Annotated in this window: 25 protein-coding genes; 9 read left to right on the top strand and 16 right to left on the bottom strand. The window is 40.4% G+C overall.

The window, feature by feature from the left end; genetic code table 11:
• Positions 1 to 11 precede the first annotated feature (11 nt).
• From E0H82_RS14735 to E0H82_RS14765, 7 genes are all read right to left on the bottom strand, one after another.
• On the bottom strand, positions 12 to 596 hold the full coding sequence (locus tag E0H82_RS14735; protein ID WP_131265484.1) for a CvpA family protein: 585 nt from the start codon (positions 594 to 596) through the stop codon (positions 12 to 14).
• On the bottom strand, positions 593 to 1,603 hold the full coding sequence (locus E0H82_RS14740; RefSeq protein WP_131265485.1) for a quinone-dependent dihydroorotate dehydrogenase: 1,011 nt from the start codon (positions 1,601 to 1,603) through the stop codon (positions 593 to 595). Before E0H82_RS14740 ends, E0H82_RS14735 begins: the two co-directional genes overlap by 4 nt.
• A gap of 90 nt (positions 1,604 to 1,693) precedes the next feature.
• Positions 1,694 to 2,173, bottom strand: coding sequence for a type II secretion system protein GspM (gene gspM / locus E0H82_RS14745; RefSeq protein WP_131265486.1), 480 nt, complete (start codon positions 2,171 to 2,173; stop codon positions 1,694 to 1,696).
• Complete coding sequence (gene gspL, locus E0H82_RS14750) at positions 2,173 to 3,315, bottom strand: type II secretion system protein GspL (protein ID WP_131265487.1); 1,143 nt, start codon at positions 3,313 to 3,315, stop codon at positions 2,173 to 2,175. The genes gspM and gspL overlap by 1 nt, the downstream gene beginning before the upstream one ends.
• 27 nt (positions 3,316 to 3,342) lie before the next feature.
• Positions 3,343 to 3,798, bottom strand: a complete 456-nt coding sequence (locus E0H82_RS14755; RefSeq protein WP_131265488.1) for a SixA phosphatase family protein — start codon at positions 3,796 to 3,798, stop codon at positions 3,343 to 3,345.
• A gap of 113 nt (positions 3,799 to 3,911) precedes the next feature.
• Positions 3,912 to 4,985: an NAD(P)H-dependent glycerol-3-phosphate dehydrogenase gene (locus E0H82_RS14760; protein ID WP_131265489.1), complete on the bottom strand. Its 1,074-nt coding sequence runs from the start codon at positions 4,983 to 4,985 to the stop codon at positions 3,912 to 3,914.
• Positions 4,986 to 5,014: 29 nt separating this feature from the next.
• A complete protein-coding gene (locus E0H82_RS14765; protein WP_131265490.1) occupies positions 5,015 to 5,590 on the bottom strand; it encodes a nitroreductase in 576 nt (191 codons plus the stop codon).
• Positions 5,591 to 5,786: 196 nt separating this feature from the next.
• Here E0H82_RS14765 and E0H82_RS14770 point away from each other — a divergent pair, with 196 nt between their 5' ends.
• Positions 5,787 to 6,164, top strand: coding sequence for a hypothetical protein (locus E0H82_RS14770; protein WP_131265491.1), 378 nt, complete (start codon positions 5,787 to 5,789; stop codon positions 6,162 to 6,164).
• A 77-nt stretch (positions 6,165 to 6,241) separates the two neighbouring features.
• Here E0H82_RS14770 and rhlB read toward each other — a convergent pair whose 3' ends face one another.
• Complete coding sequence (gene rhlB, locus E0H82_RS14775; RefSeq protein WP_116758903.1) at positions 6,242 to 7,393, bottom strand: ATP-dependent RNA helicase RhlB; 1,152 nt, start codon at positions 7,391 to 7,393, stop codon at positions 6,242 to 6,244.
• A gap of 98 nt (positions 7,394 to 7,491) precedes the next feature.
• On the bottom strand, positions 7,492 to 7,704 hold the full coding sequence (locus E0H82_RS14780; protein ID WP_005177104.1) for a cold-shock protein: 213 nt from the start codon (positions 7,702 to 7,704) through the stop codon (positions 7,492 to 7,494).
• A 382-nt stretch (positions 7,705 to 8,086) separates the two neighbouring features.
• Here E0H82_RS14780 and E0H82_RS14785 point away from each other — a divergent pair, with 382 nt between their 5' ends.
• The 6 genes from E0H82_RS14785 to E0H82_RS14810 all read left to right on the top strand — a co-directional run bounded on the left by E0H82_RS14785 (position 8,087) and on the right by E0H82_RS14810 (position 11,626).
• Entirely contained in the window at positions 8,087 to 8,320 is a 234-nt protein-coding gene (locus E0H82_RS14785; protein WP_131265492.1) for a sulfurtransferase TusA family protein, read from the top strand.
• Positions 8,321 to 8,461: 141 nt separating this feature from the next.
• Positions 8,462 to 9,331, top strand: a complete 870-nt coding sequence (rpoH, locus tag E0H82_RS14790; protein WP_116758901.1) for an RNA polymerase sigma factor RpoH — start codon at positions 8,462 to 8,464, stop codon at positions 9,329 to 9,331.
• 139 nt (positions 9,332 to 9,470) lie between these two features.
• On the top strand, positions 9,471 to 9,836 hold the full coding sequence (locus tag E0H82_RS14795) for a DUF423 domain-containing protein (protein WP_131265493.1): 366 nt from the start codon (positions 9,471 to 9,473) through the stop codon (positions 9,834 to 9,836).
• 25 nt (positions 9,837 to 9,861) lie between these two features.
• On the top strand, positions 9,862 to 10,059 hold the full coding sequence (thiS, locus tag E0H82_RS14800) for a sulfur carrier protein ThiS (RefSeq protein ID WP_116758899.1): 198 nt from the start codon (positions 9,862 to 9,864) through the stop codon (positions 10,057 to 10,059).
• A 12-nt stretch (positions 10,060 to 10,071) separates the two neighbouring features.
• On the top strand, positions 10,072 to 10,857 hold the full coding sequence (locus E0H82_RS14805; protein ID WP_131265494.1) for a thiazole synthase: 786 nt from the start codon (positions 10,072 to 10,074) through the stop codon (positions 10,855 to 10,857).
• Positions 10,858 to 10,936: 79 nt separating this feature from the next.
• Positions 10,937 to 11,626 carry a hypothetical protein gene (locus tag E0H82_RS14810; RefSeq protein WP_131265515.1) on the top strand — a complete coding sequence of 230 codons (690 nt, stop codon included), beginning with the start codon at positions 10,937 to 10,939 and terminating at the stop codon, positions 11,624 to 11,626.
• A 57-nt stretch (positions 11,627 to 11,683) separates the two neighbouring features.
• Here the strand turns inward: E0H82_RS14810 and E0H82_RS14815 are convergent, their stop codons facing one another.
• Positions 11,684 to 12,295, bottom strand: coding sequence for a glutathione S-transferase N-terminal domain-containing protein (locus E0H82_RS14815; RefSeq protein ID WP_131265495.1), 612 nt, complete (start codon positions 12,293 to 12,295; stop codon positions 11,684 to 11,686).
• A 228-nt stretch (positions 12,296 to 12,523) separates the two neighbouring features.
• Here E0H82_RS14815 and E0H82_RS14820 point away from each other — a divergent pair, with 228 nt between their 5' ends.
• Both E0H82_RS14820 and trmB read left to right on the top strand, forming a co-directional pair.
• Complete coding sequence (locus tag E0H82_RS14820; protein ID WP_131265496.1) at positions 12,524 to 13,972, top strand: SulP family inorganic anion transporter; 1,449 nt, start codon at positions 12,524 to 12,526, stop codon at positions 13,970 to 13,972.
• 225 nt (positions 13,973 to 14,197) lie between these two features.
• Complete coding sequence (trmB, locus tag E0H82_RS14825) at positions 14,198 to 14,914, top strand: tRNA (guanosine(46)-N7)-methyltransferase TrmB (RefSeq protein ID WP_131265497.1); 717 nt, start codon at positions 14,198 to 14,200, stop codon at positions 14,912 to 14,914.
• A gap of 52 nt (positions 14,915 to 14,966) precedes the next feature.
• Here trmB and E0H82_RS14830 read toward each other — a convergent pair whose 3' ends face one another.
• The 6 genes from E0H82_RS14830 to E0H82_RS14855 form a co-directional block, all read right to left on the bottom strand.
• A complete protein-coding gene (locus E0H82_RS14830) occupies positions 14,967 to 15,752 on the bottom strand; it encodes a fatty acid desaturase family protein (protein ID WP_131265498.1) in 786 nt (261 codons plus the stop codon).
• Positions 15,753 to 15,877: 125 nt separating this feature from the next.
• Positions 15,878 to 16,651, bottom strand: a complete 774-nt coding sequence (locus tag E0H82_RS14835) for a Rossmann-like and DUF2520 domain-containing protein (protein ID WP_131265499.1) — start codon at positions 16,649 to 16,651, stop codon at positions 15,878 to 15,880.
• Between the two features lie 89 nt (positions 16,652 to 16,740).
• Entirely contained in the window at positions 16,741 to 17,775 is a 1,035-nt protein-coding gene (locus tag E0H82_RS14840) for a DUF1311 domain-containing protein (RefSeq protein WP_131265500.1), read from the bottom strand.
• 144 nt (positions 17,776 to 17,919) lie between these two features.
• Positions 17,920 to 19,998: a TonB-dependent receptor gene (locus E0H82_RS14845; protein ID WP_165492965.1), complete on the bottom strand. Its 2,079-nt coding sequence runs from the start codon at positions 19,996 to 19,998 to the stop codon at positions 17,920 to 17,922.
• Positions 19,999 to 20,147: 149 nt separating this feature from the next.
• Positions 20,148 to 22,577 carry a glucose/quinate/shikimate family membrane-bound PQQ-dependent dehydrogenase gene (locus tag E0H82_RS14850; RefSeq protein ID WP_131265502.1) on the bottom strand — a complete coding sequence of 810 codons (2,430 nt, stop codon included), beginning with the start codon at positions 22,575 to 22,577 and terminating at the stop codon, positions 20,148 to 20,150.
• A gap of 178 nt (positions 22,578 to 22,755) precedes the next feature.
• Positions 22,756 to 24,072, bottom strand: a complete 1,317-nt coding sequence (locus E0H82_RS14855; RefSeq protein WP_131265503.1) for a carbohydrate porin — start codon at positions 24,070 to 24,072, stop codon at positions 22,756 to 22,758.
• Positions 24,073 to 24,127 lie beyond the last annotated feature (55 nt).

The following is a 24,127-nucleotide window of genomic DNA, read 5'->3' on the forward strand; positions in this document are numbered from 1 at the left end:
ACAAGCTAGGATTAATAAAAAGGATTATTCGTTGAATTGCCTGAACGCGAATGATCTTTTTGCGTTGGTTCAGACAAGGAGTGAGAAGATTTCTGAGCATCTTCCGACTGAATATGTTCAAGCGCTTCGTGTGCTGCATCTTTAGACAACTGAGCAGCCCATGGCGCATAAGGCAATAAAGATTGAACCATTTTAGATTGCTTCCAATGCGGAGAGCTTTCTACCCATGGACTTAAACCCTGCATTGTGATTAAGACCACCATCAGCCCTTTTAGTGTTCCAAATGCACCACCCGCAAGACGATTAAGCGGGCCCAACTTTAAGGTACTTAAAACACTATTCAACAATGCTGTTGCGAGCCAAGTCAGGACAACAATGACCAACACAATAAAGGCAAACGCTGCAATTTTTTGAACCACTGGATCTTGACTGAGAGCATGCATTGAAGGAGCAATGATAGCGGCATATTTTGCACCGACAATCAGTGCAAAAATCCAACCCACCAAGTTCGCAAAGGCTTTAACAAATCCTTGTCGCAAACCGTTTAGCCCTCCAATGAGCAAAATGATCAGTATGAAGATATCAATGGTATTCATTTTGCCAGCATAGCATCAACACAATCTTTAACCAGCTTCGGTCCAGTATATATAAGGCCACTATACACTTGTACAAGTGTTGCGCCCGAATTTTGTTTCACGAGTGCTTGTTCGCCTGCCAAAATTCCACCCACACCAATCAATGGCACTTGACCATTTAGTGCCTGAGCAAACGCAGATAAACATGCCGTACTCTTTTCAAATACAGGCGCACCAGACAATCCGCCCGCCTCATCACCTTGCGGTAAGTTTTCTACGCCTTCACGCGATAAGGTCGTATTAGTAACAATTAGACCATCAATTTTATTGGTAATTAATTGTTGCGAAATAAAGCCAATATCCTCAGGTGTTAAATCAGGCGCAACTTTAAGTACCAAAGGCACATAATGGTGGTGCTCATCAGCCAACTCAAGCTGACGCTTCTTCAACGTCGCCAATAACTCAGTTAACGCATCACCACTTTGTAAACTACGTAGATTTTTAGTGTTCGGAGAAGAAATATTAACCGTAATATAAGAAGCGTAGTTATAAACTTTTTCTAAGCAAATGAGATAATCATCTACCGCATTTTCTACAGGTGTATCGGCATTTTTACCAATATTAATCCCTAAAACACCTTTAAATTTAGCCGCTTTAACGTTTTCAATTAATTTATCTACACCATCATTATTAAAACCCATACGGTTAATAATGGCTTGTGCTTGTGGCAAACGGAAAAGACGTGGTTGAGGATTACCAGCTTGCGGACGCGGTGTAATGGTTCCAATTTCAATAAAACCAAAGCCAAGAGCAGCTAAGGCATCAATATAGGCACCATTTTTATCTAAGCCAGCAGCTAAACCAACAGGGTTTGGAAATTCAATACCCATACAAGTCACAGGCTTTGCCGTAACATGTTGGCGCATCATCCCCATTGCATGGGCTGATTTCAGCAAGGATAATGTTAGCTCATGTGCACGCTCTGGTGCTAAAGAAAACAACAAAGGGCGGGCTAGAGAATACAACATATCTAGAAAAGTCTACTGCTTTTTAAGTCGGTATATTATAGGCGTAGCCCACCAAAAACACCATGCTTGGCAACTGTTTATTTTGACCTATTATTGTAGTGTCGCTGTTAATTTAATCTGTCCTGCATTGGACTGAAGTTCCATTTTTTCAATGCTTAAGCCCATCTGAGCTAATTGAGTCAAGAAATTTGCCAAAATAGAATAATTTGCATGACTGACCACAACTTGAATTTGCTCACCTACCTGCTGTGAAGCAACACCCAATCCTTGTTGTTGTGCAATACGCTGTACTTTTTCGGCTGCACTGAGTTGCACATCCCCTGCTGGCTTCATGGTGACCGCATTACTTTGCATCCACACCACTAAATCCTTCAACTCACTCACTCTTTGCTGTTGTTGTTCTGCCGCTTTATGCATATACCATAGAGCTGAACCCACCGCCGCAACCAATACAAAGACCACAGTAAAAATCACCATGATGCGTTCGCGAACAGACAAATGCTCTAAATACTGCGTGAGTTGTTCAGTCCAACCATCTAATGTATTTTGAAATTTTTCTATTGCTTTCATTATTGTATTTTCACCGAACCAATTACCCCCGAACCATTTGGCTGAATATTACCAAGTTCAACCTTAAAGCCTTGTTGATTCAATTGCTGCGTTAAGTTTTGTAAAACTGCTGATGAATTGGCCTTTAAATCCAAATTAAGGATTGATGCATCATACGATACACGATCAGCAATAATTTTATTTTGCATTAGTACTGGACCAACGCGACTCAACAATTGCAACCCTGCATTTTGCCCGATTTGATTGCTCCGCATCTGAAACTCAAATTGACTTTTCAATGTCTGCTCAGTTACAGGATAGTTTTGCCCAAACCAATATTTAAATTGAGATACTGCTTGAAGTGCTGTTTCATCAGCCACCTTCTTATTTTTATACCAACGACTAGCATCATACCCAAACTGAACAATTAAAATAGCAAACAACACAGCAGCGCAAGCTTTCCAATAACCAGAGATTTTCGTTTCTGATTTTAGCTTAGGTAAAACATTAAAAGGATGTTGTTTCGGCTTGTTCAGTTCCGCAAAGTGATATTCAAACCCATGAATTTGATCTTGCGTTACGCGTGCCTGCAAACTATTCAATTGCACTGCATTCAAATTAGCAACGGTATAATTTCGAGATACCTCTTGATAATCTAAATAGAGTGGTAAATCCTCAATAGAGCACCCCATCCACTCACTTTCTCGCACCAATAAACGGCCATGCAGATCCAACAAAATTGTTTCATCTGATTGTTGAGGTCGTGGCGCCGCATAAAAGTCAGGAAGAAGTGCAGTAATTCTTGTGGGCAATAAAGAAAGCGAATGCTGCCATGTTTCTATCAAATGCTGTGAAATACCCAACAAAGTGAGCTGATCTGGATTTTGAAAATGATGTAAAATTTTCATACTGTCGATAGGGAATACAATATATTCTTCTAACAGATATTTAATTCCCTCTTGCCCCAGTTGCTTATACTGTGTCTTATTTAACTGCTGTTGCAACATTTGTGCGTGGCGGCTTGGAAAAAATACAGTCGCCTCTTGCACTGCAAAAGGCTGCAAGTCTTGAATCAACTGCTCTAAACTCAAAGCACTTTGCCAGAATTCCCCTTGCGACCACTGCCATGCCTCATTGGCTTCTGGCATCCATATATACAACATTTATTTTTATCTGCCGTTTAGAATAATTTAAGCTTGAGGAATAAAGCGCTTTTGAACTGTTGATAAACCTGCCGCAATTACACTTTGATCATAACAGCGTGCTTCTGCCAACGAAAAAGGATGAAAAGGCTCAGCTGTCAGCAATTCTTCTATATATGCCACAACATTCATATGACAGACCACCACAATTGACTCATACGGCAAATGCGACAACCACTCTACTGCCACACGTGCATCATCATCTGGTTTAATTGCATTACAAAGTAAAACAGGCACACCTTTAAAATGTGTTTGAATATGTGCCAAAGTTTCTTGTGCCCTTAATAATGGACTCACAATAAAAATATCAGGTTGCACAATATTTTTTAAATAATCTGCTGTTTCCTGAGCCTGCAGATGACCACGTGCCGTAAGTGGTCTTTTCATATCATTACCGTCAATTGCAGGTGATGCTTCACCATGACGAACCAATGTAAGTAACATAAAATTTCCTTATTATTTCAGGGCACTTAGCGGCATAATCAAATTAAAATTCAGCCGGCGCCCAATTCTCAAGTATAAACAAGATTTATGACAATTCTAATGCTTTCAATTCATTAAACTTCATGGTGAGGAAGTACGAATTCGACATCACTACGGTGACCATTTTTCATTAATGACACTGCAATAGATAAAGGTGGAGCACCTTCAAAAATAACATCATAGAGTGCACAGGTAATTGGCATATACACATCTAACTCTTGTGCTCGCGCACGAACTTGAACAACGGTATTGATCCCTTCGGCTGTTTGTCCCAATTCTTTGGTTGCTTGCTCTAAGCTTTTTCCTTTTCCTAAAGCGTAACCAATTTGAAAATTACGGCTGAGAGGACTATTACAAGTTGCGAACAAGTCACCTACACCAGACAACCCTAAGAAAGTTAATGGGTTCGCACCTAACTTTACTGCAAAACGACTCATCTCTGCCAATGCACGAGTTAACAGCATACTTTTGGTATTTTCACCTACATTATAGGCGGCTGCCATTCCCATCGCGACGGCGTAAATATTTTTCAGTGCACCACCCAGCTCGACACCATTCACATCATCACTAGCAAATACACGAAATAAAGCGCTATGCAAAGCTTGCTGTATAGCATAACGCACCAATTCAGAATCGCTGGCTATCACCGTACCCGCAGGCTGTCCAGCAACAATCTCTTTTGCCAAGTTCGGACCCGAAAGGACACCAAAAGGGATTTCTGGTAATTCTTGCTGAATAATATCACTCATAAAGCAAAAGGTTTTTGCCTCAATCCCTTTAGTTAAAGACACCACAGCTTGCGAAGTAATAAATGGGCGAATCTGCTTAAGTACATCGCGAAATGAATGGCTTGGAATTGCAACCAAAATAATATCGCGATCACGTACTGCTTTTTCTAAATTTGAAACTGCAACCAAATTTTGCTCTAACTGAAAATCGGGTAAATAACGTTGATTGACGTGAGTACGGTTAATTTCTTCAGCAATCGTTTCATCACGAATCCAGATCATGGTATCGCAACCATTCCGAACAGCCGTATTGGCCATTGCCGTTCCAAAACTCCCCCCGCCCAATACCGTTACACGTAAAGCCGTTTTGCGATCAAGAGTTACAGGTTCTAGCAAATCACTAAAGTTTAATTCAGACATTTATTTTTATATCCCAAAATGGATCTAACTTACTTATTCCAAGTACTCACATAGTCAGCCGTGTTTATTTCAGCTCGAGCCGGAATTGCCTTAGCCGCGGTACCTACATAAATAATCCCTGAAATCAAATCATGCTCGGTTAAGCCCAAAGCCTGTTTTAATAATTTTGACTCAACCACAGCACCACTTCGCCACATGGTCGAAAAACCTTGTGCTTGCAAAGACAATAATAAATTTTGAATTGCAGCACCAGTGCTTAAAGTCTGTTCAAAATCAGGAACTTTAATATGCGCTTGAAACTTGGTCAGCGCAAGAACCAACAATGGTGCACGAAATGGATGATTCTTAACTCGATCAAGTTGAACTTGATCTTGCTCCCCCAAATCTGAAAGAGCTTGAGACAACAATAAACCAAATGCTTCACGCTGCTCAGATTCTATCACCACAAATTTTGTCGGTTTTAGGCGATGGTGATCGGGCGCAGTTAATGCTGCCTGAAATGCCAATTCGAGCTGTGCTTTATTTGGAGCGGGTTCAACAAGTTGTCCAATTGACTGACGTTGATGAATATTCTGATGAATAAGGTCAGCTGTTAAATCCGTCATTGATTTAAAGATCTATACATAAATACTTCAGCAAGAGTATCACAATATTTTCATATTACTCTAGCCAACTGAATAAATTGTCTTTGCAAATCATGTTTCACAGAGCAATAAAATAAAACTGCATTTTTAATACAGCACTGGCAACACAATCATGAAATTATGATTTCGTATATTTCTTATGATGACTGGGGAAAACATGAATAAAATTTTAACCTTAGGTACGACAGCATTATTCACCATTTTACTAACAGCATGTGCATCGACACCCACGTCTTCCACTGTAATTCAAAAAGAAAACAACCAATTTGAAGTTACAGGACTAGGCAAAACCAACATCATCGCTAAAAATAATGCCATTGAAGCGGCAAACAAGACCTGTAAAAACTCGACACCCGTCGTCGTTAGTGAAAAGACCGAATACAATGGTGCTTTAAAAGGCGTAGTTGATGATAAAACTGGACAGATGATTCAATCAGCCGCTGATGTGATTGGCAGCATTGCCGGCACCAATACCAGCATTGCCAAAGATACAGACTATCAAACAGTCGTTACCTTTTATTGCAAAACCAACTAGTACAATCAAGCCAACATATTGCCCAGCAATAAAAAAGGGTTAGCTTCAATGCCAACCCTTTTAGTTTTAAACCTGTATTAACAATACCCTTCCAAACGGGTTAAAGGCAACTTCTGACCAATCGCTTTTTCAATTTCAGGTAAATGAAATGCATCATCCTCAGAAAGGAAGCTAATACTTACCCCACGCGTACCTGCACGACCTGTACGTCCAATACGATGTACATAATCATCCGACTGTTCTGGCAAGGTGAAATTAACTACGTGCGATACACCATCCACATGAATACCACGCCCAGCAACATCCGTTGCAATCATAATATTATGCTGACCATTCTTAAACTGGTCTAACATTTTAAGACGTTTGTCTTGTGCAATTTCGCCCGACAACATCACGACTTTATAGCCATCACGCTTTAAGCTGTCATATAACTTACGAACTTGATCACGACGGTTAGCGAAAATCATGACTTTTTCAATCGGCTCGTCATGTAAAATATCTTGGAGCAATTTATATTTATCAGACTTCGCAACCATATACACACGTTGCTCTACATCTGAATTGGTTTTCTTTTCAGGTTCGATTTCTACTGTAACAGGCTCACATAACCATTGTTGTGCCAAGTTAAGAACATCGTAGCTAAAAGTTGCGGAGAACATGAGAGTTTGGCGCTGCTCTTTACGCGGTGAGTAACGCACAATCCGTTTGACCGAAGGAATAAAGCCCATATCCAATAAACGGTCTGCTTCATCAATCACTAAAAATTCAATTTGATCCAACCAAACTTCTTTTTGTTCTACAAAATCAATCAGTCGCCCTGGCGTAGCCACAATAATATCGACTGGTTTTTTATCGAGTTGTGCTTTTTGCTTATCAAAATCCACCCCACCCAATAAAGTCACCAAATGCAAGTCAGTAAACTTCGTTAAATGTTTCGCATCACTTTCAATTTGCAATGCCAATTCACGGGTCGGTGCCAAAATTAAAGCGCGTGGTTCACCACGAAAACGTTGTTCTTTAATCGGATTATTGAGTAAATCATTAATCACGCTAACCAAAAATGCAGCTGTTTTCCCTGTACCAGTTTGTGCACGACCAATCGCGTCATGCCCAGCCAAAGTAAACTTGAGCACCTTTTGCTGGATTGGCGTCATTTCCTTAAACCCTAAAGCGTCAATCGCTTGTTTAAGTTGCGGGTGTAAATTTAGGGTTTCAAAACCAGATGACATAAATACGTGCTCAAATTAATGAATATTGAAAAACAGAGTCATTATAAACAAAAAACGCCCCAATATACATTGAGGCGTTTCGAAGAATCTTTAGCGTATTAGTCTAAAGGTTGAACTTCTTCAGCTTGGAAGCCTTTTTGACCTTTTACAACGCTGAATTCAACACGTTGGCCGTCACGAAGTGAACGGTGGCCTTCGCCTTGAATAGCACGGAAGTGAACAAATACATCATCACCGCCATTGCGTTGAATAAAACCAAAACCTTTAGTGTCGTTGAACCATTTAACTACGCCTTGTTCACGAGCTGTCATAAGTTAATCCTCATTGTATTTAAAAGAAGGACCACCCGGTGTTGCAAACAGCAGAGCAAACAAGGTTTAAAAACATTTATTATTTCTAAGCTTGTAATCATTCTGTATAACTATTAACAAAATCCCGGTTACATCCATTTGTAGAGTATGAGTTTAAAACAATTTTTAGTTGTGTTAAATCCTCAATACGGCATCGAGCTTAACATGGGTTTATGACAATTAATAGAATTTTTTCACTTATTCCACATCAAATTTAGTATTTTTTTTCGATACTTATTTATCACCAATATAAACATAAATATAGTTTTAGTGTGATTTAAGTTGGGGTTTGGCATTAAATTTGCTAATATTTGAGTGTATATCCTGAAATTTCTCACTCCATATGTCGAATCAAAACGAATATGACCTCATTATTGATACAATGGGTAAGCCTTGCCCTATGCCATTACTCATGTTGAAGCGTTCTTTAAAAAATTCGCCGCATTGTCGGATCTTACTGAAGTCTTCCGATCCACATAGCCAAATTGATGTAACACGGTATTGCCAAATGCATCAAATGACTTGTGTAGTGCAAAAAATTTCAGAGCATGAATATCATTACTTAATTGAATCTTAATTATTTTCAATTAAACTACATGGTTGCAATTTGGCATAAAAAATTACATAACACTACCCAAATTTCCTTAATGTGTGAGCGTATTGGCATTAAGATGAAAGGTAGTGGAACATCAATGTCCAGTTTTATTAAGGAGTACCTATGAGTGACAGCAGCAATCAATTGATGCCCCTGTCATTATCTGCACCAGGTGTAAACCTTGGGGCATATATTAGTACTGTCAATCAGATTCCAATTTTAACAGCTGAACAAGAAAAAGAGTTAGCTGAGCGTTATTACTACGACCAAGACCTTGATGCTGCTAAAATGCTGGTGATGTCGCATTTACGCTTTGTGGTACATATTGCACGTAGTTATGCAGGCTATGGATTACCCCAAGGTGATTTAATTCAAGAAGGTAACCTAGGCTTGATGAAAGCCGTAAAACGTTTTGACCCGAATATGGGCGTACGCTTGGTTTCATTCGCAGTACACTGGATTAAAGCCGAAATTCATGAATACGTCATTCGCAACTGGCGAATCGTAAAAATTGCAACAACCAAAGCACAACGTAAATTGTTCTTTAATTTACGTAGCCTAAAAAAATCAAGCAAAAAACTGACGCTTGAAGAAGCACAATCGATTGCCAATGATTTGAATGTAACTCCAGAGCAAGTCATTGAAATGGAAGGACGTTTAACCGCTTATGATGCCGCATTCGAAGCACAGGGCGATGACGATGACGAAGGCTCAACCCATGTCGCTCCTGCATTATACTTAGAAGATAATCGTTACGACCCTGCTCGCTTAGTTGAAAATGAAGACTATGAGGAACAAAGTACCTCTGCCTTACATGAAGCAATGGAGCAACTAGATGATCGCTCACGGAATATTTTACAACGTCGTTGGTTAGATGATGATAAATCGACCTTACATGAGTTGGCTGCTGAATATAATGTCTCTGCCGAACGTATCCGTCAGTTAGAAAAAAATGCGATGGAAAAAATTAAAGTCGCAATGTCATCTAATTAAGTTTTTTTGTTTTTTAAAGGCACAACTTCAAGTTGTGCCTTTTTTATATTAACGCTTTGAACAATGTCACATTTCGCTTTTTCACCTTAGGCAGAATATGCTAAGGTTATGTGCAAACTTATTCTGGTCATCATGGCTTATGTGGATCGCAATCTCTGCACTTAATTTAGCAATTGCTGTCATGCTAGGCGCTTTTGGTGCACATGGTTTAAAAGCTCGTGCAACAGAAATTCAACTGGCTTGGTGGCACACAGCAACAGATTATTTTTTCTATCATGCCTTGGGCTTATTGGCGCTCGCCATAGTGGCAAAAGTAGTTCCCCAACTTCCGATTAAAATGAGTTTTTCCCTTATTCAAATTGGAATTTTCTTCTTTTGTGGTTCATTGTATGTCATGGCTTTGGGCTTACCTCGCGGCTTAGGTGCCATTACCCCTATTGGCGGTGCCCTCATGATTGCTGGATGGCTGGTTCTGGCTTGGAATGCTTACAAATACGCCAAATGAAGTCGCAATTTTTTGGGAATAAAACATGCAAATTTTTCTGAATGGTGAAGCCAAAGACACCACTTGTCGCAATCTTTTACAACTGGTTCAGGAATTAGAACTGGAAGGCAAACGCTTTGCGGTAGAACAAAATGAAATGATTATTTCTAAGTCTAAACTCGAACAAACCCCAATTTGTGATCAAGATCGCATTGAAATTATTCAGGCCGTCGGTGGCGGCTAATTCGGAGCTCCCATGGAAGATACCCCTCTTATTGTTGGTTCAAGAACCTTTCACTCACGTTTGTTAGTGGGTACAGGTAAATATAAAGATTTGAATGAAACTGATTTAGCCATTCAAGCCAGTGGTGCTGAAATTGTCACAGTCGCAATTCGTCGTGTGAACATTGGGCAACACCCTGATCAACCGAATTTACTTTCTGTAATCCCTCCTGAAAAATACACCATTTTACCAAACACAGCAGGTTGCTTTGATGCAAATAGTGCAGTACGCACTTGTATGTTGGCGCGTGAACTATTAGATGGTCACAATCTGGTAAAACTGGAAGTCTTGGGGGACGAAAAAACGCTGTATCCAAACATCACTGAAACCTTAAAAGCAGCACGCACACTGATTGATGATGGTTTCGAGATTATGGTGTACACCTCGGATGACCCAATTGTCGCGCAAGAATTAGAAAGCATGGGTTGCGTTGCGATTATGCCTTTAGGCAGTTTAATTGGTTCTGGTTTAGGTATTTTAAACCCGCACACCATCTCAATTATCAAAGAAAATGCCAAAGTTCCAGTTATCGTTGATGCTGGTGTAGGTACAGCCAGTGATGCTGCGATTGCGATGGAATTAGGCTGTGACGGCGTACTGATGAATACTGCGATTGCTGCTGCTCAAAATCCAATTTTAATGGCATCAGCTATGAAAAAAGCCGTTGAAGCTGGTCGTGAAGCATTCCTTGCAGGACGTATGCCACGTAAACGTATGGCAAATGCCAGTTCGCCTGAAACGGGTTATTTCTTTAAATAATACTTGGCTTAAAATGGATTCTTCGGAATCCATTTTTTATGCTTGCTACAATTTTCTTATAATAATATTTGAGATCAACATGCTAAAAAATATACTTGCTCTTACACTCGCCACCTTAAGCTCATTAACATTTGCCGCATCAGATACTTCCAGTTATTCGAAGTTTGTACCACAAGGTTGGAAAATTTTAGAAACAGCCACTGGGGACTTAAACCGTGATGGTCAAATAGATGCGGCTCTTATTATTCAACAGAATAATCCAAACAATATCAAAAGCCATGAAGGTTTAGGCAGTGATCGCTTAAATCTGAATCCAAGAAAACTTTTGGTGTTATTTAAAACAGCTCAAAGTTATCAACTGATGACTGAAAATTACTCACTTCCAACGGAGAATGATGAAGAATCCCCTTGCCTTGCTGATCCCTTAGAAGATGGCGGAATTACGATTGCTAAAGGACTGTTAAAAATTAGCTTACATTACTGGTTAAGTTGCGGTTCTTGGTATGTCACCAATAATAACTATACTTTTCGTTATCAAAATAATGACTTTAATTTAATTGGTTTTGATAGTAATGATTTCCATCGCGCTTCAGGTGACATTACAGAAAAGAGCATTAATTTTTCTACTGGCAAAGTAAAAAGCACCACGGGTAAAAATGAGTTTGCTGAAACAGCACAACCAGTAAAGACCGAATGGAGCACGCTTAAAAATAAATATCAGATTCAATTACAAGATATAGATTTTAGTGAATATGCTGAATATCAATAAAAAAATGCCTCTACACGAGGCATTTTTTACTGCACGTTTGAAGTCAAATGTCCCTTATTAAGGGATTAAGCCTTCATCACGCATCGCCATTTGCACAGACTGGCGCTCGGCAACCTTATGACGTATACCAATAATATTCGTATAAGGCGTTAAATCATGCTCAATCGAATTTGACCAATTTGTCAGCACAAATAAATACGCATCTGCTGGACCAAAATTATCATCGACCAAGTAATCGTGATCAGATTCTGCAATGGTTGTATCAATATAGGTTAATAAACGATCAATTTCTGCATATGCTTTGGTTTTGGCTTCTTCCGATAAAGGACCACCAAAAAATACAGCATAGGCATCATGTAACTCGGAGTTAAGATAACCCAACCATTCCAATACTTTGGCACGTCCTAAACCTGATGGCGGAATTAAATCCTGTTTAGGATCATGCTGAGCAAGGAAAGGTAAAATTGCCACATTTTCAGTCAGAATTAACCCTGGATTAATTTCTAAGGCAGGAACATAGCCTTTAGGATTAATTGCATAATAATCTTCACCTTTTTCTGTTTTATGGGTTTTTAGGTCTACGCGAACCAGATCAAAATCGACATTAATTTCATTTAGAATAATATGAGATGCCAGTGAACATGCACCTGGGGAATAATAAAGCTTCATATATGATCCTTGTTATCTAACTCTTTACTTCTTTTAAACTTACTTTTGACAAACTTTCAAGCGATCAGACCTGTAAATTGCAAAAACGTAACTGTTATATAAAACATATAAAAACAATTACCTTTTGAATATTGTTCAATTTCTACAATTTTTCAAGTTAATCCTGTGTGATTTTTTATTGCTAGATGTTTTAACATACACATTCTTTAAATTTTATGAAATGTTGTCGTGATTAGCCTTAAAAGATCAGAATGGTTATCCAATATTCGTACAGATGTACTTGCTGGTATTGTGGTTGGTTTAGCCCTCATTCCTGAATCGATTGCATTCTCGGCAATTGCAGGTGTTGACCCACAAGTCTGTTTATATGCCTCATTCTGTATTGCAGTGAGCATTGCCTTTTTTGGTGGACGTCCTGCCATGATTTCTGCAGCGACAGGTGCTATGGCATTGTTGATGATTACCTTGGTCAAAGATCATGGTCTTCAATACTTATTTGCGACCACCATTTTGACAGGTTGTATTCAGATTATTGCGGGCTATTTTAAAGTTGCAAAATTGATGCGCTTTGTCTCTCAATCTGTGGTCTATGGCTTTGTTAATGCACTCGCTATTTTAATTTTTGTGGCACAAATTCCTGAAATACAGAAAATGGATTTTATCGGTTATAGCTTTGTGGCTTTAGGTCTAGTAATAGTCTATTTATTTCCGTATATGCCTAAAATTGGCAAATTACTGCCTGCACCATTAGTCTGTATTATTTTACTCAGTTTAGTCGCTCTCGTTTTTGGTGCAGATATGCGAACAGTCAGTGATTTAGGTCAATTCCCAGACACACTGCCTGTTTTTTTAATTCCAGACATTCCACTGAATCTTGAAACCTTAAAAATCATCTTTCCATACGCAATGACCTTAGCCACAGTTGGTTTACTTGAAACCATGATGACCACCACCATTGTGAATGAAGTCACAGGAACAGAAGGTGATCGTCATAAAGAATGCCGCGGACAAGGTTTTGCCAATATTATTAGTGGTTTTATGGGCGGTATGGCAGGTTGTGCCATGATTGGTCAATCCATCATCAATGTGAGTTCAGGCGCTCGTACACGACTTTCTACCTTGGTAGCTGGTGTATTCTTGCTCTGTCTGGTGGTGTTTTTAAAAGATTGGTTGGCTTATATTCCGATGGCAGCACTGGTTGCCATTATGATTATGGTGTCTTTTACCACCTTTAACTGGGACTCGGTCAAACAGTTTCGCAAGCATCCCAAACAAAGCAACATTGTCATGCTGAGTGTGGTGGCTATTGTTTTAGCAACGCACAATTTAGCTTTAGGTGTATTTGTCGGTGTCTGTCTTTCCGCGCTGTTTCTTGTAAATAAACTGGAAAGTGAAGTGAAAGTTCAATCTAAATTGATTAACTCTCAAACTTTACAATATCAAATTTCAGGACAAATTTTCTTTAGTAGTACTGAAAAATTCTATCAATTCTTTGATTTCACAACTTATACCAAACATGTGATTCTGGATCTGACCCATGCCCATGTCTGGGATATTACTTCCGTCAATATGCTGAATACCGTTGTGCAAAAGTTTAGAGATCAAGGCATCGACATTGAAGTGGTGGGTTTAAATGAGGCGAGTAGTACCCTGATTGACCGCTATAATCCGCTTTGATGTTTTTACATCATTAAAGAGCTGTTTCATTCAGCTCTTTTTTATTTACACTTGATTACACCTACCGATTCCATTCAAATTCCTTAACTTGATGTTATATCAGTCAGGGCAATATCAATTTGAAAAACTCAAAAACAATTTAATTACCGAAATCGTGGTAAAAAATTTGACTTGCCCGTCTCAGGATTTAAAATACCGCTTTCGAATTTTACATTTGCCAAAGTTATGTCAACCGATCTATTAGAACCGCAAGTCATCGAGCTAGACAACTTGAATGAGCATCGCGAAATTGTGACTTTTATGCGTCGCTCTTCTCCGCTGAATACTTCTCAACGTACTGCGCTTGAACAATATGGTCACTTAATTTTGGAATATCCAGTAGGTGATTTACGCCAGCATTTTGAGCATCCTGAACGTCCATTAACCGTGGAAATTGGTTTTGGTATGGGTCGTTCACTGGTGCTTATGGCAAAAGCCAATCCAGAACGTAACTATGTCGGAATTGAAGTACACGTTCCTGGTATTGCACAATGTGTATATGAAGCTGGCATGGCGGGTTTAACCAACCTTCGTCTTTTAGATGCCGATGCAATTCAAGTACTCCGTGAAATGCCAGACAACAGCATCAACGCTGTGCAACTTTACTTCCCTGACCCATGGCAGAAAAAACGTCACTTCAAACGTCGTTTCGTGTCACATGACCGTATGCCACTGGTTGAACAAAAGTTAGAAATGGGTGGAACATTCCACGCAGCGACAGACTGGGAACCGTATGCGGAATGGATGCTTGATGTGCTCGACAACCGTCCAAATCTTGAAAATATGGCAGGTAAAGGCAACAGCTACCCGCGCCCAGACTGGCGTCCACAGACCAAGTTTGAACGTCGTGGACTGGAAGAAGGTCATAAAATTAACGACTTCTTATTTAAGAAAATTAAATAAGTTTTGTATCTAAAAAAATAGGGCTAAATGCCCTATTTTTTATTCTGAATGATTAAAACACATGCCGAATTTCAACCGTCGGATCATATTCATCTAAGCGTTTTGCCAAAATATGTAAACGTCGTGTCGGCACTGCTGGAAACAAATGATGCTCCACATGATAAAACATGTTGTAGGTCACGACCCGCTTAAACTCATTACGTACTGTACGTGCCATATAAATATGATCTTCCGTATCATGATGCACCGTCCATACCGCAAAAAAAGCCGTCATGCATTGCCCAATCAACATTGCACTGACATGGTATTTTAAAATATTGATATCCAAGATCAAAAAAACCATAAACAGTACAATCACATTGGCAACGAGCTCAGCGGACATCCACTTTTTCTGCGTCTTGCTTCCAACCTCAAAGGCTTTTTTATGTAACATCCACGGAAAAATAGGGCCAAATAACAAAGCCTGCCACCACTTCATGGTTGCACTTTTTGCTTCAATATCCTCTTCTTGCATACAGTGCTGATGGTGTCGAAGGTGATTAATTTGTACCGCATGCATTGAGCCTAACATGATAATACTTAAGATAAACATGACCCAATGTGTCGCGGGTCGGCTAATCCCTAAAGCAAAATGAAAGGCATTATGCACTTGTCTAAGCCCTGTTAAGAAAAACATAAACGAGCAAAACAGTGCCAAAAGATACCACTGAAAACCTGCGAAAATGAATGAGACCAGTAACCATGGTAAAGAAATGAGTAACTCACTGATGATATCGGTACGGCCTAACTGCACAAGATCTTTCCACTGCACCTGTTCTAATAATAAATGTGAACGCATACACCCTCTAATTGTTTGTATTTATTTTCAGAAGCACTCTACCGAATCCTAATGCATAAAAAAAGCCACTTTTTCAGCGGCTTTACTTGTTTTTATTACAGGTACACGAGTTATTCATCCTTCAATTAACTATGTCGCTGCATAATTTGCTGACTCATCAACGCATAAACCGCCGCAAAATCGGGTCGGTTCAAATCCGCTAATATCGCTTGATGCATCTGCAAAATATTCACATCACCGCGTACCGCAGGTCCAGTTTGCATAGTTTTCGGATCATTTTGTGTGGCTTTTGCTGCTGTTTCCAAGATCAGCGGATACAATAAACTAAAATCAACTTGCGTCTGATCCACAATTTGCTTGCTCATGTCGTAACAATAATTGGCAAAATTACAGGCAAATACCGCAGCCAAATGCAGGCTTAAACGTTGCTGCGAACTATAAGCATAGACACGCTGGCTCAACTGTTGAGCCAAATCTAATAATTGTTTTTGATCGTCTTCATTTGCAGCTTCAATAAATAATGGTGTTTGTTTCCAATCTACCTCTCGTTCCAAACTAAAGGTCTGTAAAGGATAAAACACGCCCGCACGTGGGTGGTGTTGCTGCAACATGACCAAATCGGTACTACCTGAAGTATGTACGATCAGAACCTCTGGCAATAATGGTGCAACTTCAGCGATGACGGCGGCAATCGATTGATCACTAACAGCAAGAATGAGCAAATCAATCTCCGATGATAAATCGGATAACGATGGACACGCTTGTGCTGCCAACTGCGCTGCCAAATGTTGTGACTTTTCCCAAGTTCGACTATAAATTTGTACAATTTGATGATGTTGCTTTAAAGCAGACGCCAAATGGTAGGCGACACGTCCTGCACCAATAAAACTTATTCGCATGTCTACTTTTACTCTCAATTTCTGTGCTAAGCATGCCAATAAAAAAAGGACGAATCAATTCGTCCTTTTTATTTCAAGCCGCTTTTTGATTAATTAAAGACATTATTCAAATAAACAATACGCTCCGACGTTTTTTGATTAAAGCATTTGGTGTATTGCATGTCTTGATTTTGTGCTTTCATTTGCTCATCCCAATAATCGTAATGCTGTTGATAAGTTTCACGATCTTTTTCAGCAATATTATGAATACTGGTTTGTGCAATCACTTTACAATCCACATCCCTTTTTTCAAACCAATCGGACTGGTCCTGTTGCAATTGTGCTTTTTGCTCACTACTAAAACGATCCCAAGTTTGATTTAAACGCTCCACCACTTTCGCCTGATCAGCATTGAGTTCTTTCTGACGGATATCCATAGATTTCTGAGCGAGTTCTTGTTGCTCTGCTTGTTTTTGATCTTGCGTATCCCGCATATTTTCATACTGTTGATTTTCAGCTTCATAAGCGGCGAGTTGTACTGCTTTTTCGGTGATATAAACTAGACCATCTAACACTTTATTTTCTTTGGGTAGCTGGAGTTGAATACCCTCTTTATCCGTTTTAATCAGTTGATAATCAAATGATCCTTTCAGTTGATCATTTTGCATCGTTAAACCATATGCTTCACTTTCCAGTAAATCGTTCAACGTACCATAGCGATCACACTCATCACAACTTTCTGTTTCATAACCATTTTGTGCACGTTGCTGTAAACCTTTCGGCATTTTCACCACTAGTTCACTGCGACATTCCAGTTGTTTCGCTGTGTCAGGTTGTTCGGTCACGGTAGTAATGCTTTTGACTTCAAATTGAATATGCTGCGTAATGGTATCGGTCAGGTTTTTATCTGCCTGATAATAGCTCGAGTTACGTAAAGCTTTATCTAACTTTTTCAAATAGTCTTGCTGTAAAGCGGCCTTAATCTCTTTTAATTTTGCTTCATTGCTACAGTCCCACTCATTAACTGCGGGTGCTGCTTGTTCTGCTTCAGCGCTGTCTTTCTTTCCTTTAAAGAAATCACAACCCGTTAAAAGCATACTGCTACACAATGTTGCAAAAACCAAAGTATTGGCAAATTTATTCATATAAAGCCCAATGTCTGTTTGTTATTTTTCGAGGCGTATTTAAGCAAATTTAGGCTAAAAAAACGAGTATTTAAACCATGAAAGATTTTACATCGTAAAAAAGGGACTATTCAGCCCCTTGTTTAGTTTTTACTGTGAGCATTCTTAGAAAGTCTTGTTCACACTCATTCCGACACTAAAATTACGCCCATCCGCAGGCTCAAAGAAGCGACCATTACCGTCATTTACAATCACTGAGCCGATATAGTTGCGGTCAAATAAATTATCGACTCGGGCATAAGTATTCACTTTCCAGTCCTGATTCACCCATAAATAACCGACATTTGCCGCCACTACGGTATAACTTGGCGCAGTATCCGAATTGATATCATCGACATAGATTTTATCCATATAGCGTGCTTCTAAGCCTGCTTGAAAGCCCTGCTCTGGTTGCCATGCTATACGGGTAAACGCTTGGTTTTTGGCAATTCCGGGAATCTTATTTCCTTTATTAATGGCTTTCGCATACGGTTTTGTTGAATCATTTGGATTCGCTATTTCTGCTGTATTGCTATCAAATTCAGCATCGATATAACTCAAACTCGATTGAATATTGAATGCTTTCCAAATCTTTTGTTTCCATGAAAGCTCTAAACCTTGTCGAGTAGTTTTGTCCGCATTACGAAAAGTTGCTCGACCATCACGCGTTCCCGCCGTCACAATATCGTTTTCTGTATCTGTCTGGAAAACTGCAAAAGTAAACAATCCAAATGGATTTTGCGACTTTAAACCGAGTTCGTAGTTATCGCTACTTGCAGGTTTTAAAGTGAAATTCATACCTGATTTTAAAGGATCGGTGTTATAAGCCATTTCGGTAAAGGTTGGGGTTTCAAAGCCTTTGCCATAACTGGTATACGCATAAAGCTCAGGTAAAATTTCCCAACCTAATGCCACAGAAGGCAATAATTTTTGATAATCCGTTGAACCACTGTCATCGCCATTGCCAGCGACAATGTAATGATCATCCGACTCATAATGCACATTGCTATAGCGCAAACCTGCATCTAAATGCCACGTTGGCAAGAACTGCCATGAGGCTTGCACATAAGGATCGAGATTCCATAAAGTATTATTTTCATCACGACGTAAATCACCTTTCACGCCAAATGTATCTGCATGATTATAATTTTTATAACCTTTACGGTCTTCGACCATACGGTCTAGCGCTATGCCTGCAACCAGCGTGGTATTCGGCAAAAGTTCTTTCCCCGTCCAACGGAAGTCCGCACCATAATAATCCCGATCAAAATCAATCACCCCACCCGCATGACGTGGATTTTTTTGTGCGCTGCTGGGAATAGACTGATATTGCACCACTTGTCGGTTACCCAAATAAAACATCGCATAGAGTTCATTCTGGTCATTCAGCGGCTTGGTCCACGTCAGCCCTGTTTGGGTTTGCTCAATTTCTTTACGCACATCGTAGATATTTTTAGCATCATTTACTTGCTTCGGATTGGCTTTCCACTGCTCACGATTTAGACCTTGTGGATCGTCGGCATTTATATCAACACGGTTCATGACCCAGTTGATTTTACTGCCATCCTCCAAATTCCAAGTGAGCTTGGCATTATTCAACACTTTTCGCGCAGCGCTATGATCACGGAAACCATCGGTATCAAAATAGGAAGAACTGATCACATAAGCCGGTTGATTGGCCTGCTGTGAACCCCCTTGTAATTGAATATTGGCTTGTTGTTTATGGTGGCTACCTGCATTTAGACCCACTTGAATCGAGTCTTTCCCTTGCCCTTCTTTGGTCTCGGTTAGAATGGTTCCACCTGATGAGTTTCCATAAAGTGAAGAAAATGGACCTGTCAAAACTTCAATATTGTCCAAGCTGTCTAAATCAATATTGGAGCTTTGCCCCTGACCATCGGGCATGGTGGCAGGAATACCATCGACATAGAGGCGTATGCCCCGCACACCAAAAGTAGAACGCGCACCAAAGCCACGCATGGAAATTTGCAAATCTTGCGCGTAATTTTCACGGTTATTGATTTGTAAACCCGCCACACCTTGCAATAGTTCAGACACATTCACATTCGTGTTGAGTTGAGACTCTGGAGCTTGCACTTTCTGTATCGAAGCGGGTGCCTGTAATAATTTACTTTCAGTACGCACTGCTTGGACTTTAATCACAGGAAGTTGATATTCGGCTATGTCTTGAGCATGCAATGCCATCGACTGTAAAATAACCGTTGTCAAAAACGCATAGTTAAAGGGAAATGGATTGCGATTATGTACTTTCACAAGACATCCTTTTCTTATCATCTTGGTAGGAATGTGGAAAGCCCCTCCGCAAGGAAGGACTCTCCCAACAATAATACGTTTTAGTCTTCTAAACTATAAGCAATCACATAATCGCCATGGTCAGGTGACTGACGCGCGCCACCAGCAGAAATGACTACATATTGCTTACCCGTTTTTGGTGAGATGTAGCTCATTGGTGTACCTTGGCTACCCACAGGTAAACGTGCTTTCCACAATTCTTCACCATTGGATGAATTGAAGGCGCGTAAGTAGTAATCTTGCGTTGCAGCAAAGAATACCAAACCACCCTGTGTTGCCATTGGACCGCCAATAGTTGGCATACCAATCGGTGCTTTTAAGCCCATCTTAATGCCCATAGGACCTGTATCTTCGACTGTACCCAAAGGAACCTGCCATGCAATTTGACGAGTTTTCATATCAATTGCAGTCATGGTACCAAAAGGTGGTTTTTGACAAGGAATACTTAAGGCTGACCAGAAACGGTTTTTGTTGACTTTGTATGGTGTGTCTTTCATTGGCACAGCACCCATACCGGTATTCACTTTCTCACCGCCATTGGCTTGAATGGCCAAATCTTCAGGCGTTTGCTTGATCAACTGAATCCAAAGCCCTAAACGCATGTCGTTCACAAACATATATCGATGGGTTGGATCGAAAGCGATAGAACCCCAGTTCATGCCACCGAGTGAACCCGGAAAGCTCAATGAAATATCAGTACCTGGTGCAGTGAAAAGCCCCTCATAACGCATTGATTTGAAATTAATACGACACATCAATTGATCAAATGGCGTAGCACCCCACATGTCAGATTCAGTGAGCATTTGATTGCCAATTTGTGGCATTTCAATGGAACGCGGTTGAGTCAAACTGTATTGTTCATTTGGAATGTCTGCGGCTTTAACAGGTTGTTCAATGACTTTGGTCAAAGGTTTACCTGTGACACGATCAAGCACAAAGAACTGACCAGACTTCGTACCAATGACTACAGCAGGTTTCGTCGAACCATCTTTCAGTGGGAAATCCACCAAACTTGGTTGCATAGGCAAGTCAAAGTCCCATAAATCATTATGTACTGTTTGATAGACCCACTTTTCTTTACCTGTAGTCGCATCTAGCGCCAATACCGAAGTATTGTATTTATGATCCAATGGCTGACGGTTTGCCCCCCAAAGGTCGACCGAAGAACTTCCCATCGGTAAGAACACGGTATTCATTTGTGGGTCATAAGACATTGCAGCCCATGAGTTAGCTGAACTACGTTTATAGGTTTCACCCGGTTTGAGTACATAGTTCGGATTTGGATTCCGTGGATCGAATGCCCAACGCAATTGACCTGTAATGACATCGTATGCACGAATTACGCCACCCGGCATGTCTGCACCCACGTTATCGGCAATACGGCTACCAATAACGATGGACGTACCTGCAATGGTTGGTGCTGAAGTGACTTCAAAACGAGGCGCTTTAGTTCCATCACCCAAGCCTTCAAGCAAATTCACAGTCCCATCGACCCCGAAGTCTTTACAACGCTCACCTGTATCGGCATTCACTGCAATTAAACGACCATCAGGTGTGTTGGTATAAACACGACGTGGGCAGGCGGTATTGGTTGCCACAGCAGTGACCGCATTGGCACCTGCCAATGTTGGCTGTACCAAGGCTTGCGTTGAATCGAAATACGCAACGCCACGACAACGCTCCCAAGCATCGGCTTTAGAGTTGACTTCGGCTTTCCAGATTTGTTTACCCGTGTCTGCATCCAAAGCAATGATGTTGTTATGCGGGGTACACAAAAATACTTTATTGCCGACCTGCAATGGGGTCATCTGATCTTCTGCACCATTGCCTGAACCTGTGGTTTTATCTCCCGTTTGAAAGCGCCAAGCTTCTTTTAACTTAGATACGTTATTACGGTTAATTTGATCCAGTGCGGCAAAACGGCTACCACCCGCATCACTACCGTAATGATCCCAATTGACTTGCTGTTTATTTGGTGCCACTGGGACAAGCGGTAATTCCTGACCAGAAGCTTCCACTGTTGGATGTGGAATAAACATACCGTACATACCACCCAACATGCCTAGGACAGTCAGTCCACCTACAACATAAGCAGGTGCAGACATTGCAGTTTGTTGCTGATATTTACGAATAGATGGCAAAGTGAATAGCACGGCAGCAAATAAACCTGCTGGGAACATTAAGCGTGAATGCAGTGGCCAAAATTCAAAGCCAGTATCAATCAATGCCCAAATGACAGTGCCTACAAAGACTAAACTGAATAATCCAACCCCAAGGGCTTTTTTTCTAAAAATGAAAATCGATGAAACGATGGTCACTAAGCCTGCAATAAAGAAGTACCAAGAGCCACCTAAACTAATGAGCTTTCCACCACCTATTAAATAGAACAGGCCTGTCAACAATAAGGCCAAGCCAAGAATAAAGCACCATATTTTAAATATGGGTTTTGGCTTAGATTGAGCTTCAGACATAGATCTTACTCCTAGTGCCGTGAGTTTAAATGATCACTCCCTCTCTCCTTTGAGTATCATTTATCATCACAAATAAATTTTTATGCTTTCACAGGTTTAACCTGTGAAAGCATCGACTAACATGTTTAAACTGGGCAGCAATATTGGTTATATTTTAATCATTTTAACCTAAGTGCTGTCAGAAATTCACTTTCATGGTTAAACCAGCAACCCACGCATCATCCACTTCTTTCACACCAGAAGGTTGATAGATATATTGCAGGTTAGGTCTGAGCATCACCGCAGGCGACCATTGATAGGTATAGTTCAACTCAACATTGAGTTCGTCATGTTGAATTGGGACATAGTCACTGGCAAGTGCATCGTAACTGTAATAACCACGACCTTCGTTGGTGGCAATTTGCTTGTCCGTCGCACGGTCATTCACGACATAGTTGGCCAAACCAAATCCGATGGAATCATTAGGACGGCTATCGAATGGACCTTTGTACCAAAGCGCCAATTGTTGTGTACTTTCTACAAATGTTGTGGCCTTATCGTTCACTACCCCATTAAAGCTGATGTATAGACCACGCTTCGGATCTGCCCCATGTTGGGTCAGTTGTTGTTGTGCATTCAGCCAAAAACTGTATTTTCCATCTTGCATTTCACCACTGCGAATGTCTTTTGCTTCAGCCGTGGAGTACAACGCACCGAGTTTATATTCGCCCGGTAAAGCATTAAATGTAGCCAGTTTAGGTTTCCATGCCAGTTCAACTGGAATAGTGGCCCCTTCGACATTGTCCATATCAAGATTAAAACCATCACTGGCTGAATCTGTTTTGACATTGTCTGGATTCACTTCATAGACCCCAACACCAAGCGACCAATCTGGTGCAAATTGGTATTTCACATTGGTGCCCCATAAACTGACAGGCCAGTTATACCAAATCGAACCGATGGATTTACCTAACTGCCCACCACACAAAAGTAAATTCTGAAATTCACATTGTGAGCTGTTAAAGTCATCCGACATGCCCATGCGACCAATCTTGAATTGGACACGGTTATCATCAAATCCGGTTTTAATCCATGCTTGAGTTAAGCGCCAAATTTTGCCACGGCCATAAATTTCTTGGCTGTTCCCCAAGGTACTAGCACGTGGGTCTTTAATGCGTTCAAGCGTTAAGGCATTACCATCTCGCTTGGTTATCATGATTGCTGCGGTGGTATTTTCCCAACCCGCAATTTTGTTTAAATCAAAATTGGCACCCAGCGTGAGCTGTGCAGCATTTTCAAAACTATTGTCATCGTTATAACCGCCAGCCAAATTAGTCGCTGCTTGGCTCATAATTGCTGCTGTAAATTTATAACCTTGATCTTCCAGTTGCTTCCGTTCACCGTTCCAATCACCCAATAACCATTGACGGTCTGCCGAATAAAATTCATTGGCTGAAGCCAATTGGCAAGTTAAAAGCGCCAAAGATAATGTGCCTAGTTTTAATAGTTGTTGCATACCAAACATCCTTTTCTGTGTGGAAAACTCACACTTAGTGAGCTTTCCATGCGGT

It is taken from the genome of Acinetobacter sp. ANC 4910 (assembly GCF_004331035.1).
Lineage (GTDB): Bacteria > Pseudomonadota > Gammaproteobacteria > Pseudomonadales > Moraxellaceae > Acinetobacter.